Below are 14,378 nucleotides of genomic sequence, written 5' to 3'. Positions count from 1 at the left end.
TAATGGCAAGAGTTAAAAGAGCATTAAACGCTAAAAAAAGACATAAAAAAGTCCTTAAACAAGCTAAGGGTTACTACGGTTCAAAATCATTACTTTTCAAAACTGCAAACCAAGCAGTAATGAAATCTTTACAATATGCTTATATTGGAAGAAAAAGAAGAAAAAGAGATTTCAGAAAATTATGGATTGCAAGAATAAATGCAGCAGCAAGAGCAAATGGAACAAGCTATTCAAAATTAATGGGAAATCTTAAAAAAGCAAACATTGATATCAACAGAAAAATGCTTGCAGAAATTGCTGTATCAAACCCAGAAGAATTTACAAAATTAGTAGAGATTGCTAACCAAGCAGCTTAATGATAATAAAATCAGAATCTAACGAAAAATATAAGTATATAAATAAACTTAAAAAGAAGAAATACAGAAAAAAGTTTAAATCTTTCATAGTTGAGTCTATAAAAATAGTTGACCAAATCCCAGAAGATTTTGAATGTGAATTTGTTTTTGTAAACGAAGATATGAAAGATTATAAAACTGATTTTAAAAAGATAGTTTTTTCAAATAATTTATTTGATAAACTATCTTTGCTTGAAAATCCTGAGGGAGTTTCAGCTGTTATAAAAATGAAAGATAAAAAAGAAATTTCTTCAAACAAGGTATTACTTTTAGATCATATGCAAGATCCGGGAAATCTTGGCACCATAATTAGAAGTGCTGAGGCTTTTTCTTTTAAAGATATAATTTTTCTAAACAATTGTGTAGATTTATACAATGAAAAAACTATAAGGGCTAGCATGGGGTCTATTTTTAGGTTAAATTTTATAGATTTAGAATTAGAAGATGTAAAAGATTTAATTAATAAAGATTATAAGCTGATTTTAGCTGATATGGATGGAAAATCAGTAGATTATTTTAAATCTTGTGATAAAATAATATTAGCCATAGGAAACGAGGCTAATGGAATAAGCAAGTCTTTAAAAGATTTGTCAGATGATTTTGTTTCCATAAAAATGGATGGAGAAATCGAATCATTAAATGCAGCTATAGCTGCATCAATACTAATGAATAATTTTAGCCAAAGCGGATAAAAGCTATGCTATTCAAGCAAAGCAAGTGGTAGATGATGAAAGGCCACCTTGTAACGGTATAGAAATTCACCGCCTAGCTTTGATACGAATTAAAAGTAGTTGAGACGGTAATGCGTTATAATTATTGAGTGGATTATTACAATCAAATTAGGTGGTACCGCAGATAAGTCTGTCCTTTTATAGGGCAGTTTTTTTGTACAAAAAATTAAAGGAGTTAAAATGAAAGAAAAATTAGAAGCCTTAGTTAAAAAAGCAAGTGAGGCTATTGAAAAAAGTGAAGATTTGAAAACTCTTGACGATCTAAGAGTTAAATATCTTGGTAAAAAAGGAGAAATTACTTCATTAAAGAAAAATATTTCAAAATTACCAAATGATCAAAAGCCAATGGCAGGAAAACTAATAAATCAAACTTCCAGCCAAGTTGAAAATAAACTTGAAGAAAGAAAAGAAGAAATCAAAAAAATTCTTTTAGAAAAAAAAGTTAAAGAAGAAAAAATTGATGTAACAGCAAATTTTGACCTTTATTCTAGTGGACATTTATCAGTTATTAATCAAACAATGGCAGAGCTTGAAGAAATTTTCCAAAATATGGGTTTTGACGTTGTAGAAGGACCAGAAATTGATACAGTGAAAAATGTTTTTGATGATTTAAATTCACCAAAAAATCACCCTTCAAGATCACTTTCTGATACTTTTTATATAAATGAAAATACTCTTCTTCGTCCTCACACATCAAGTATGCAAATTCGTGTGATGAATGAAGGAAAACTTCCAATAAAAATGGTTTCAGCTGGAAGAGTTTTTAGAAACGACGAAGTAGATGCAACTCACTCACCAATGTTTCACCAATTAGAATGTTTGGTTGTAGATGAAAATGTATCACTTGCAAATTTAAAAGCAACTCTTGAAACTTTTATAAAAGAAATGTTTGGAGATGAGATGAAAATGCGTTATCGTCCTCATCATTTCCCATTTACAGAACCATCTCTTGAAGTTGATGTAACTTGTCCAATTTGTGGAGGCAAGGGATGTCCTGCTTGTTCAAATACAGGTTGGTCAATGGAACTTTTGGGTGGAGGAATGGTTCATCCAAATGTACTTGAAAATTGTGGAATAGATAGTGAAAAATATACTGGTTTTGCTTTTGGTCTTGGAGTTGATAGAATTGCCATGGTTAAGTACGGGCTAGATGATATTAGATTACTATTTGATAATGACAAAAGATTTATTGAGCAATTCTAGGAGGGATTATGTTAGTACCTTTAATTTGGCAAAATGATTATATAAAATTAGATGAAGATTTAAAAACAATTACAGATAGACTATCAGAAACAGGTTCCCACGTTGAAAGTGTAAATTTTATTTCTGATAAACTTGATGGACTTGTTGTAGGAAAAGTTTTAAAACAAGAAAAACACCCAAATGCTGACAAATTATTTGTCCTTAAAATTGATGTTGGAGAAGAAATTACTATAGTAACTTCTGCAAAAAATACAAAAGAAGGAGATTATCTTATAGTAATAAAATCAGGCTCAGAAATTAACGGACAAAAAATTGATGACCATGATTTCTTTGGTATAGTTAGTCAAGGCATGCTTACCTCATATAAGGAAATTGGCTATGATGATTCTGTTATTGAAAAAAAATTAAAGGATGGAGTTATAGTTTTATCTGGTGAATTTAAGCCAGGAACGCCTGCAGTTGAAGTTTTATTTTCAAATACACCAGTAATTGAATATGAAATTACTCCAAACAGACCTGATTGTCTTTCAATTATAGGAATGGCAAGAGAATCTGCAGCATCTTTTGATAAAAAAATCACCTATCCTTCAACAGAATATCCAACAGTTTCTGATAAAAAAGATCATTATTTTAATGGAATTGAAATAAAATCTAAAAATTGTAAAAGATTTACAGGAAGAATTATTAAAAATGTAAAAATTGGTGAATCACCACAATGGCTTAAAAATTGCTTGATGCTTGCTGGAATGAGACCAGTAAATAATGTTGTAGATATTACAAATTTTGTAATGCTTGAAACAGGCCAACCCCTTCATGCTTATGACCTTGAAACTTTACATGATAGAAAAATTATTGTAAGGGATGCAAAAGAAGGTGAAGTTATTAAAACTCTTGATGGAGAAGAAAGAAAATTAAATGAGGAAGTTCTAGTAATTTCTGATGGAAAAGAAGCAATTGGTCTTGCAGGAATTATGGGATCAATGGATAGTGAAATTACAGAAGATACAAAAACTATTCTTCTTGAAGCTGCTAATTTTGATTCTGATAATATTAGAAAATCTTCTAAATTTTTAAATTTAAGATCTGAGGCTTCATCAAGGTTTGAAAAGGAAATTTCTGTAGAAAATGCAGAATTTGCATCAAAAAGAGCTATGAAACTTATAACAGATCTTGGAATTGGTCAAGTTTTAGAAGATCATTTTGATGAAGGAATAAAAGAAAGTCCAGAAAACAAGGTAAAACTTAGGATTTCTAGATTAAATTCTTTAATTGGAAGAAAATTTTCAAAAGATGAGGCAATTTCTTATTTAAAAGCCTTAGAATTTGAAGTTAAAGATATTGACGATGATACAATTGAAGCAAAAATTCCAGATTTTAGGATGGATATTTCAATTGAGGCAGATTTAATTGAAGAAGTTGCAAGACTTTATGGAATGGGAAAAGTTGAATCTAAACCACTTTATTCATCTTTACAAAGGGGAGAGAAAACTTCTATGAGACTTCTAAAAGATGAATTAAAAAATAATTTATTTGGACAAAAATTCTCAGAAATTACAACCTATTCTTTTATTTCTCCAAGAGATTATGACAAATTATTGGTTGATGAAAATTCTAAATTAAGAGATTATATAAAAATTATAAATCCTTTGGGAGAAGATTATTCTGTAATGAGAACAAGCCTTCTTTCAAATATGCTTGATACTTTTTCAAAAAATATTGCAAAAAAACAAAAAGATTTAAGGTTTTATGAAATTGGAACAGCCTTTATTAAAGGTGGAGATGATCTTCCAGAAGAAAAACAATACTTGACTATGGGTCTTTATGGAGATTATTCTTTCTATGATTTGAAAGATTTCTTTATAAAAGCTATGAATAAAACTGGTTTTAAAGGATTTAGATTTGAAACTGAAGAAAATATTAAAACTTTCCACCCAGGAAGGTGTGCAAATATTTATTTAGATGGTCAAAAAATTGGTATAATGGGACAAATTTCTTATGAAGTTATGGAAGAATTTAAAATTAAAAATCCTGCTCTAGCTTTAGAAATTAATCTTTCTATGATTAAGGATAAAAAAATTGACCAAGTTAAGTATAAGGCCCTTTCAAAATTCCCATCTATTCTTCGTGATTATTCGTTTACTTGTGATAGGGATGTAGAAAGTCAAAGCATTGAAGATAAGATTATTGAAAAAGCTGATGGCTTGGTAAGAAATATAGAAATATTTGATATCTACACAGGAGATCAAATTGAAGAAGGCAAAAAATCTATTTCTTACAAGGTAGCCTATGGTAAAAATGATGCAACTTTAAAAGATGAAGAAGTTGAAAAAATTGAAAAAGCATTTTTAGAAGATTTAAGTAAGGAAAATATAAACTTGCGTAGTTAGGAGTTAAGGTGGCAGATAATAAAATTGTTGTTAATATTGCTGGCATGGACTACACTTTGGTAAGTGAAAAGGAAAATAATGAGATTAAACAAATAGCTGCTTATGTTGATAAAAAAATTCGAGAAATTGATAATGATAAATTAACTCGTGAAAACCAACTTGTCTTAGCTTCAGTAAATATTGCTGATGAAATGTATAAAATTTTAATCAAGCACAAAGAGCTAAGAGAAAAAGCTAAAGAGCCTATTGAAAATTATCCTAAAATAAAAGAAGCTTACGAAAAATTAGAAGAAGAAAATAAAATTACAAAAGATGATTTTGAAAAATCTAAGAAAGATTTTATGGAATCTATGAAAAAAATCGATGGCTTAAATTCTACTATTAATAGGTTGAATGCGGAAATTGATAAGAAAAATAAAATAAATAAGTCCAAAGATGAAAATCTTAAAAAACTTAGAGAAAATTTAACTAAGTTACAAGAGGAAAATCTTGATCTTCAAAAAGAAAATGAAGATTTAAAGAGGGACTTATAATGAAAAATATTGAAATATTAGCTCCTGTTGGAAAAATGTCCATGCTAGATGCAGGCATTTCTGCAGGGGCTTGCAGTTTTTATTTGGCCTTGGATGATTTTGGAGCAAGGGCCTACGCCAAGAATTTTTCTTTGGAAAATATTGAAGAAGTGATTGATTATATTCACTTGTTTGATAAAAAAGTTTTTATAACCATAAATACCCTTATAAAGGATGAAGAAATTGATAAGGCGATTTTCTATATTGAAAAACTTTTTGAATATGGGGCTGATGCTATTTTAATCCAAGATATTGGTCTATATTCATTAGTAAAAAATATAAATAAAAATGCAAAGCACAAATTAGAATTTCACGCCTCAACTCAAATGGCCATAAAAGATTATGAGGGGGCACTTACTGCCAAAAATCTTGGCTTTGATAGGGTAGTTGTTGCAAGAGAAACAGAAATTGATGAGATTGAGAAAATTTGTAAATTAGATATTGATACAGAAGTTTTTGTCCATGGATCTTTGTGCGTATCATTTTCTGGAGAATGTCTTTTATCTTCATACCTTGGAAAAAGATCTGCCAATAGGGGAAGGTGTGCAGGGATTTGTAGAAAAAAATATAAGCTTATAAATGATGGTAAAATTTTGGGAGAAGATTATTATCTTTCAATGAAAGATTTATCAACCATAGATTATACAGATAGGCTAATTAAGGCTGGGGTTGATTCTTTAAAAATTGAAGGACGTATGAAAACTGATGAGTACGTTTATAATACGGTCATAAATTATAGAAAAAAGTTAGAGAAAAACTTTTATGATAAGGACCAATTAAGGGATATTTCAAATAGGTCCTATACAAAAGGCTTTATTTTTGGACAAAAATCATCATATCTTGCCCTTGAAGATGAAAATAAACATAGGGAAATTGGTCAGGTTTATGAAAAAAATGGCAAGAGATTTTTTAAATCAAATTCATCCTTGATAAAAGAGTCAATTCTTCAAGTTACTACTGAAAAAAATAGAAAACTCCCTTTGACCTTAACAGAGGATTTGAAGAAGGGTCAAGAATTAGAATTAAAAGATTTTAAAGATGCAAAAATAGGGTCAAAAATTTATCTTCTTTCTTCAAAAGTTTTAAAAGACAATCTAGATCAAGGCCTAAATTCTTATAAAAATTTGCCTTTGGATATAAGTTTTTTTGCAAAAATTGGAAAATATCCAAAAATCACCCTTCAATATAAGGATACAAAAATATCTTATGAGGGAGAAAGTTTAGTAGAAGAAGGAAAAAATATTTCTTTAGAAAAAAATCATATAGAAGAAAATCTTACAAAACTTGGAAATACAATTTATGAGGCTAGGAATGTTGAAATTGATATAGATAAAAATATATTTTTAAGAAAAAAAGATATAAATTCTATGAGAAGAAGAGCAGTGGAAGATTTAAATGAAAAAAGACTTGCCTTTTATAAAAATAATCCGGTAAAGATTAAAAAAAGAAAATTAAAGGAATATAAAGCTTTTACTAGAGAAAAAAATATAGAATTACTAGAAAATGATATAGACCCTTCTCTTTTAAATGATTTTGATAATATTTATTTGAGAAAGTATGATAAAAAATTTGATGGTTTAAATATTTTCTATATTATGGATGCTGATAAAAAATATGACCATAATTTTATTTCTTTTTTGAAAGATAAAAATTTTAAGGGAGTAGTTTTTAATAATTACAAGGACTTTGTTTTAAAAGATGAGCTTTTAAAAAATGGCCTTGAAATTAGGATAGGTAGATATTTAAATGTTTTCAATTCTTATTCCTTTGATTTTTATAGTGATTTTTCTTCAATGATTTGTTCATCAGTAGAAAACTCTTTTGAAAATATCAACAAAAATTCTAAATCATACCCAACAGAAATTTTGGCTTACGGCCCAATTGAGCTTATGAATATGAGACATTGTCCATTTTCTGCCATAAAAAAATGTGGCCTTAAGGGATGTGAGTCATGTAAATTTTCAAATTCTCAAATAAAAGATGAGGATAATAATTTATTTGATATAAAAAGATCTGATGGCTTATCTAGGATTTATTCAAAAGAAATTACAAATATTGACCTTAAAAAAATTGAAAATTCAGTATCCTTACTGTATCTTGTAAGAGACAATGAAGATATTAAAAATATAAGAAGAAGTAAGATTAACAATCTTGGATATGACAGGGGTGTTATTTAATGCAGGAAAAAACTTTAGAAGTATTAGAGTTTGAAAAAATTTTGGAAAAACTTCAAAACTATGCAAGAAGTGAACTTGTTAAAAAAGAAATTTTAAAAATAAAGCCTAAAAATGATATAAAAGAAATTAAGGAAGAGCTAGACAAAACTAAGGCAATGGAAAAGGTCATTGTAGAAAATGGTAACATTGATATTTTTGGCCTTTATGATTTAAAAGAAATAATTGGCTATGTTAGAAAAAATGGAATTCTTGAACCTTTTGAACTTTTAAAAGTCCTAGACCTATTGAGGGTTAGTAATTATTTAAAAGAATATGGGGAAAATATAGAAGATTCTTATATTAAAGATATTTTTGATAGGATTTCTACCAATGATTTTATAAAAGATGAAATAGAAAGGTCTATAATTTCTGAAGATGAGATTGCTGATAATGCATCGGCAAATTTAAGGTCAATTAGAAAAAGAATGGGCAAAAAGGAAGAAGAAATTAAAAATAAATTATCATTTTATATTTCATCTTCAAAATTTGACGACTCACTTCAAGATAAGGTAGTTTCTATTAGGGATGGTAGGTATGTACTTCCAGTAAAGACAAATAAAAAAGCAGTCCTAAATGGAATTATCCATGATAGGTCCCAATCTGGAAATACTCTTTTTATTGAACCAAATGCAATTGTAGAATTAAACAATGATTTATCAAATTTACAAATAGAAGAGGGCGACGAAATCAGAAGGATTTTGGATAGGCTTTCAAGATTTGTAGAAGGCTTTGACCAAGAAATTTTAGAAAATCAAAAATTAATTCAAAGAATTGATTTTTTGCAAGCCAAGGTAAAATATTTTTTGGCCCACGAATATACTATTCCAAAGCTTACAGATAAAAAAATAATTAATTTAAAAAATGCCCGTCACCCCTTATTAAAGGGAAATGTTGTGCCAATAAATGTAAAAATTGGTGATGGCTATAACACTTTAATTATTACAGGACCAAATACTGGAGGAAAGACTGTATCACTAAAAACAGTTGGATTAATTTCTTTAATGGCCCAATCTGCTTTTTATATACCTTGTGATGAGGATAGTTTGGTAAATGTATTTGATGATATATTTTTAGATATTGGAGATACCCAATCAATAGAGATGAGTCTTTCAACATTTTCAGCTTCTCTAACAAATATTGTAAAAATAACAGAAAATATTACAGAAAATTCCCTAGTTTTATTAGATGAAGTTGGAAGTGGAACTGATCCTACAGAAGGGGCAGCCCTTGCCATTTCAATCTTAGAATTTTTGAAGAATAAAAATACTATGACCTTTGCAACAACCCACTATTCTGAGCTAAAATATTATGCCTTAGAAAAAAATGGGGTAATGAATGCAAGCGTTGAATTCGACCTTGAGACCTTATCACCAACCTATAAGTTAATTATAGGAACTCCTGGTAAATCAAATGCATTTGAAATTTCAAAAAGACTAGGTTTAAATAAAGAAATTCTAAAAAATGCCAAGTCAATTCTTTCAGAAGATAACAAAAACTTTAATACAATTTTAGAAGAACTTGACCAAAATAAAAAAGAAATGGAAATTAAAAACCAAGAAATAGAAGATTATAAGAAAAAAATAAGAAAGGCTAGAAATGATCTTTTATCCTTATCGGAAAAAATAAAAAAAGAAGAAAAGGATATAATTAAAAAAGCTGAAGAAAAAGCGAATAAAATCTTGGATCAAGCCAATGAGTCAAGTCAAGAAATGTTAAAAATTGCAAAAAAATCAAAAAATGCAAATACTTCCGATATTGACAGGTCATTAAATGAAATAAGAAACAAATACAAGTCATCAAAAATCGAAAAAGATGAAAATATTCTAAGAGAAAAAAGAAGCAAAAATGCTCCTCAAAATTTAAAAGTTGGTGACATTGTAATAATTGAAGGCTTAAATGAAAAGGCTCAAGTAATTGAGAATCCTGATGAAAAGGGTAATATAAAAGTACAAATGGGCATTTTGAAAATGGATTCTAATATTAAAAATGTTACCAAGCTTAAGGATGAAAATAAAACAAAAGAAAATACCAATAGAATTTACAAGGCAAAAAAAGCCATGCACATTTCTCCAACTCTTGATTTGAGAGGACAAAGATATGATGAGGCTTTGAGAAATTTTGATAAGTATATAGATGATGCAATGTTATCAGGACTTGACCAAGCAAAAATTATCCACGGCAAGGGAACTGGTGCGTTGAGAAATGGTATTAATGATTATTTAAAAAATAATAAAATGATAGACTCATATAGGCCTGGAAATGAAAAAGAAGGCGGATATGGGGTTACAATTGTAAAATTCAGATAGATTTTGGAGGATAAATGGAAGATTTAAAAGGATTAATAGCCAAAAAGCTAGAAGAAAAAGAACTAGGATTGGATTTTCAAGAAATTTATGATTTGATTGAAATTCCACCTCAAGATGATATGGGAGATTTTTCTTTTCCTTGCTTTATTTTGGCAAAAAAATTGAGAAAAAACCCAGCAATTATTGCAAAAGAATTAAAAGAGGATTTAGAAAAAGAAGACTCACCTTATTTTTCAAAAGTAGATTCCTTAAATGCCTACCTAAACTTTTATATAGATAGGAAGTATTTACAAGGTCAAGTTTTAAGAGAAATTATTAAAGAAAAAGAAAATTATGGTAGGTCAGATATGGGAAAGGGAAAAAATATTGTACTCGATTTTTCATCAGTAAATATTGCCAAGCCTTTCCACATTGGACATATTAGATCAACTGTCATTGGTGATGCAATTAGAAATATTCATGATTTTCTTGGCTATAATACCATAGCTAGTAATTATATTGGAGATTATGGAACACAATTTGGTATTATGATTGCAGCCTACAAGCTTTGGGGTGATGATGATAAATTAAACCAAAACCCAATAAAAGAGCTTTTAAATTTATATGTAAGATATAATGAGCAAGCTTCTAATGACCAAGATATGATGAATGAAGCAAGAGATGAATTTAGAAGACTTGAAGAAGGCGAAGAAGAAGCTGTAAGGCTTTGGTCTTGGTTTAAGGAGATTTCATTTAAGGAATTTGACAGGGTTTATAAATTATTAGATATAAACTTTGATAATTACCATGGGGAAGCTTATCAATCAAAATATATACCAGATGTTTTAGATCAATTAAAAGAAAAGAACTTATTAACAGAATCTGATGGGGCTCAAATAATAGATTTGAGTAAATATGACCTTCCACCAGCTATAATTATTAAATCAAATGGTTCATCAGCCTATATTACTCGTGATATTGCTACAGCTATTAATAGGAAAAAAACATATAATTTTTCAGAAAATTTGTATGTAGTTGCTACCCAACAAAATCTTCATTTCCAACAATTGTGGGCAATACTAGAGCTTATGGGATATGATTTTTATAAAGATTGTAAGCACATACCTTTTGGAATGGTAAGTTTGAAAGATCAAACTTTATCAACTAGAAAGGGTCAAGTGGTATTTTTGGAAGATGTTTTAAATAAGGCTATTGATAAAACAAAAGAAATAATGAAAGATAGGGATTCAGCTCTTGAAAATCTAGATGAAACTGCACAAATTGTAGGTATAGGTGCCGTAAAATTCCAAGAATTATATAACAATAGGATAAAAGATTATGTATTTGATTGGGATAATCTATTAAACTTTGAAGGAGAAACAGGTCCTTACGTACAATATTCATATGCTCGTGCAAAATCCGTCCTAAAAAAAGGTCAAATAGATAACTTTGATAAGGTAGAATTTGATTTGTTAAATACAGATGAAGAATTTAATTTAATAAAATCATTAGCTGAATTTAAAGAATCTATTGTAAGGGCAAAAGAGAAATACGAACCATCAATAATTTCAAGAAAAATTATGGATATAGCTAAAAATTTCAATAAATTTTACAATACATCAAAAATTATGGTTGACGATGAAAAATTAAAAGAACAAAGACTAGCCTTGGCTTATGCAACATCAATAGTTATTAAAAACGGTCTAAAACTACTTGGAATAAAAACAGTGGATCAAATGTAATGAAAGAAAGAATTATAGATTTTTTAGAAATTTCAAAAGAAGCATTTTTTGAAAGTATAAAAAAAATAAAAAAATCATATATATTATTAATTTCTTTAATAGTTAGGTCTATATTTGAAGGAATGAAGGGTTTATCAGTAATAAACTCTTCTTATCTTTCATCCCTAATAAATTATTTGATAGAGATATTAATTTTATGTTTTGTAGCCCAAGCCCTAAGGTCGATTGTCCTATATAACAACACGGGGAAAAAATCAATAGAAAATTCAATATCAAATTTTTTCTATTTGATCATGTCTGCTATGTTTTCAATATACATAGTAGAGTTAATAATAAGTAACCTACTTGGAGGAATTGATCCGACAATTTCATACCTTGTAAGCATAATATTTAAATTTTTCACATCAGCCGTAATAGAACTTGTCTATATAGAAAGTGTTTATGGATTTACTATATTAATAGACTCCTTTAATTTTGTAAAAAATAACATATTTATTTGGGGAATCTATGCCCTAATTTATACCTTAGTAGAAGCTTATTTAATAAATAAATTAGTTATGAATACCTTGGTAATAGGAAATGAACTTATTTATGTAATCCTGCTTTCCTTGTGGGATACAATATTTTTACTATTTAAGGGACACTTATTTAAAATATTATCAAAGCACTCCTATAGGCAAAGAAAATTTATGAGAGGATAAAATGGCAAAAATAGACCAATATTTTTTAAATTTTACAGACAAACTAGCCTACATTGACCTAAAAAAAGAATCGTCATATGAACTTTTAAATAAAACTCCCTTAGCCCTTTATGCAAAAGATTTATCAGAAAATGTAATAAGTGGGGAATTTGAAAACAAAATAAACTTAGATATAATCCTAGACGGACTAATAATAAATTTAGGAATTGATAAAGACTTTAGATACAAAGAATCTTATATAAAAATAATAGAAAATTATATAAAAAATATAGGGTCCTATACATCACAAAAGGCCTTAGAAATAATAGAAAAAAATCCAGAAAAATCACTCCTTTTACTAAGGGGAGGATATATAATAAACCCATTTGATAAATACAATTCATATAATTATGCCAGAGTATTATGGCCAAAGGCGTATGAAGATACAGAATATAAGGATGAATTTATCAAAGAAGCTCTAAGGATTTTACAAGAAATAATAAACCAAGACCAAGATTTCCCTCTATCCTATTATGAGCTAGGAAATATATATGCAAATCTTGGAGAATATATAAAGGCAAGATCATACTATGAAAATGCCCTCCAAAGAACAAAAGATATACAAGCTCAAGATGAAATAAGAGACAAAATAAAAATGATATTTGACAATGCAGAAATAGAAGAAGGCCTTTACTATATAGGAAAGGGAAACTTTGATAGGGCAATTCAAATACTAACCAGACTCTTATCAAAAACTAAAAGAGCAGACGCATATTATTACCTAGCAGTAGCCTATCAAAATGTAGGTCAATATGAAAATTCAAACCTTGCCTTTAAAAACTCATTGGACAAGGGTGGAGAATTTAGAGAACTTTATAATGATTATGCCATAAGTCTATATGCAACAAAAAAACCAATAGATGCTATAGAAATAATAAACCAAGGTCTAAAAAAATACCCAGAAGATCCAAGGATGACCTACAATAGACTGCAAATAAATTTATCTCTTAATAACATAAAAAAAGCAAAAGAAGATATAGAAAATCTAGAAAGCTATGACGATTTAAGCGATGAACTAAGACAAAATATACAAATAATAAAAGACCAATACAAACTAAACTAATCTCAAATTAATTTTTGAGATTTTTTTTATTTTATAAGTTGAATAAGAAAAGAAAAAAAGTATGCTCATAGTATAATAACGTTTACTAAATAGGAGGAAATTATGAAAATAATTCAAACAAAAAAAGCACCAGCAGCAGTTGGAGCATATTCACAAGGAATAGTAACAAACGGATTCGTATACTCATCAGGACAACTTCCACTAGTACCAGAAACAGGCGAATTAATATCAGATGACATCAAAAAAGCTACAAAACAATCATTAGAAAATGTAAAAGCTATAATAGAAGAAGGCGGATCATCTGTAGAAAAAATCGTGAAAGTTAACATATTCTTAGATGACGTAAATGACTTCGCAGCAGTAAACGAAGTATATGCAGAATTTTTTGGTGACCACAAACCAGCAAGAAGCTGTGTAGAAGTAGGAAAATTACCAAAAGGTGGACTATTAGAAATAGAAGCAATAGCTGAATTATAATAGGAGAATTAATGTCAATAATAAAAAAAGGTGAAAAAGCACCCTTATTTAATATAAAAGATCAAAATGCTGAAGATGTAAACTTAGAAAACTATAGAGGAAAAAAAGTTATACTTTCATCCCACCCTCTAGCATTTACATCAGTATGTGCAGACCAAATGAGATCTCTTGAAAGAAATTACGATAGAATCCAAGAAAAAGGAGAAACAGTAGTAATAGGACTTTCAATAGATCCACAACCATCAAAAAAAGCCTGGGCAGCAGTATTAAATATAGATAATGTAAAATTTGCATCAGACTTTTTCCCACTTGGAGAAGTTGCAAAAGCTTATGGAATATTTAATGAAGAAAACTCAGCAGGCAAAAGAGCAAATATAATAATAGATGAAGAAGGAATTGTAAAGTGGTCAAAAGAATATCCACAAGCACAACTTCCTGATATAGAAGAAGTAATAGAGAATTTATAAAAAAAATAAAAAATTTGACAAAAGTCAAAAAAGATAATATACTAATATAGCTGTTTGATTAACAGCTATATTTTTTATCTCAAAAATAGTCAAGAAAAAA

12 protein-coding genes are annotated in these 14,378 nt (G+C 28.5%); all 12 read left to right on the top strand.

Translation table 11 applies throughout. The features are described 5' to 3' along the window. Positions 1 to 2 precede the first annotated feature (2 nt). The 12 genes from rplT to CJ192_RS04635 all read left to right on the top strand — a co-directional run bounded on the left by rplT (position 3) and on the right by CJ192_RS04635 (position 14,278). Positions 3 to 356, top strand: a complete 354-nt coding sequence (gene rplT, locus CJ192_RS04690) for a 50S ribosomal protein L20 (RefSeq protein WP_004815624.1) — start codon at positions 3 to 5, stop codon at positions 354 to 356. Beyond that, positions 356 to 1,087, top strand: coding sequence for a TrmH family RNA methyltransferase (locus CJ192_RS04685; RefSeq protein WP_102197945.1), 732 nt, complete (start codon positions 356 to 358; stop codon positions 1,085 to 1,087). The genes rplT and CJ192_RS04685 overlap by 1 nt, the downstream gene beginning before the upstream one ends. Positions 1,088 to 1,306: 219 nt before the next feature. Then, positions 1,307 to 2,329: a phenylalanine--tRNA ligase subunit alpha gene (gene pheS, locus CJ192_RS04680; RefSeq protein ID WP_102197944.1), complete on the top strand. Its 1,023-nt coding sequence runs from the start codon at positions 1,307 to 1,309 to the stop codon at positions 2,327 to 2,329. Positions 2,330 to 2,337: 8 nt separating this feature from the next. Next, positions 2,338 to 4,716, top strand: a complete 2,379-nt coding sequence (gene pheT / locus CJ192_RS04675) for a phenylalanine--tRNA ligase subunit beta (protein WP_102197943.1) — start codon at positions 2,338 to 2,340, stop codon at positions 4,714 to 4,716. Between the two features lie 8 nt (positions 4,717 to 4,724). Further along, a complete protein-coding gene (locus CJ192_RS04670; protein WP_102197942.1) occupies positions 4,725 to 5,249 on the top strand; it encodes a cell division protein ZapA in 525 nt (174 codons plus the stop codon). After that, on the top strand, positions 5,249 to 7,465 hold the full coding sequence (locus tag CJ192_RS04665; protein WP_102197941.1) for a peptidase U32 family protein: 2,217 nt from the start codon (positions 5,249 to 5,251) through the stop codon (positions 7,463 to 7,465). Before CJ192_RS04670 ends, CJ192_RS04665 begins: the two co-directional genes overlap by 1 nt. Further along, positions 7,465 to 9,810, top strand: a complete 2,346-nt coding sequence (locus CJ192_RS04660) for an endonuclease MutS2 (protein ID WP_102197940.1) — start codon at positions 7,465 to 7,467, stop codon at positions 9,808 to 9,810. Before CJ192_RS04665 ends, CJ192_RS04660 begins: the two co-directional genes overlap by 1 nt. Positions 9,811 to 9,824: 14 nt before the next feature. Further along, positions 9,825 to 11,531 (top strand): arginine--tRNA ligase, encoded by a 1,707-nt coding sequence (argS, locus tag CJ192_RS04655; protein WP_102197939.1) that lies wholly within the window; start codon positions 9,825 to 9,827, stop codon positions 11,529 to 11,531. After that, the gene (locus CJ192_RS04650) at positions 11,531 to 12,232 is read left to right on the top strand and encodes a hypothetical protein (RefSeq protein ID WP_102197938.1); all 702 of its coding nucleotides are present in this window, start codon (positions 11,531 to 11,533) and stop codon (positions 12,230 to 12,232) included. The genes argS and CJ192_RS04650 overlap by 1 nt, the downstream gene beginning before the upstream one ends. A 1-nt stretch (position 12,233) precedes the next feature. Next, a complete protein-coding gene (locus CJ192_RS04645; protein WP_102197937.1) occupies positions 12,234 to 13,334 on the top strand; it encodes a tetratricopeptide repeat protein in 1,101 nt (366 codons plus the stop codon). Between the two features lie 102 nt (positions 13,335 to 13,436). After that, positions 13,437 to 13,811, top strand: a complete 375-nt coding sequence (locus CJ192_RS04640) for a RidA family protein (RefSeq protein WP_004818312.1) — start codon at positions 13,437 to 13,439, stop codon at positions 13,809 to 13,811. A gap of 11 nt (positions 13,812 to 13,822) precedes the next feature. Beyond that, positions 13,823 to 14,278 (top strand): redoxin domain-containing protein, encoded by a 456-nt coding sequence (locus CJ192_RS04635; protein WP_102197936.1) that lies wholly within the window; start codon positions 13,823 to 13,825, stop codon positions 14,276 to 14,278. Positions 14,279 to 14,378 lie beyond the last annotated feature (100 nt).

Source organism: Anaerococcus hydrogenalis, from assembly GCF_002871895.1.
Lineage (GTDB): Bacteria > Bacillota > Clostridia > Tissierellales > Peptoniphilaceae > Anaerococcus > Anaerococcus hydrogenalis.
Note: the sequence above shows the minus strand (reverse complement) of the source record. Positions and strands in the feature narration are given on the sequence as shown.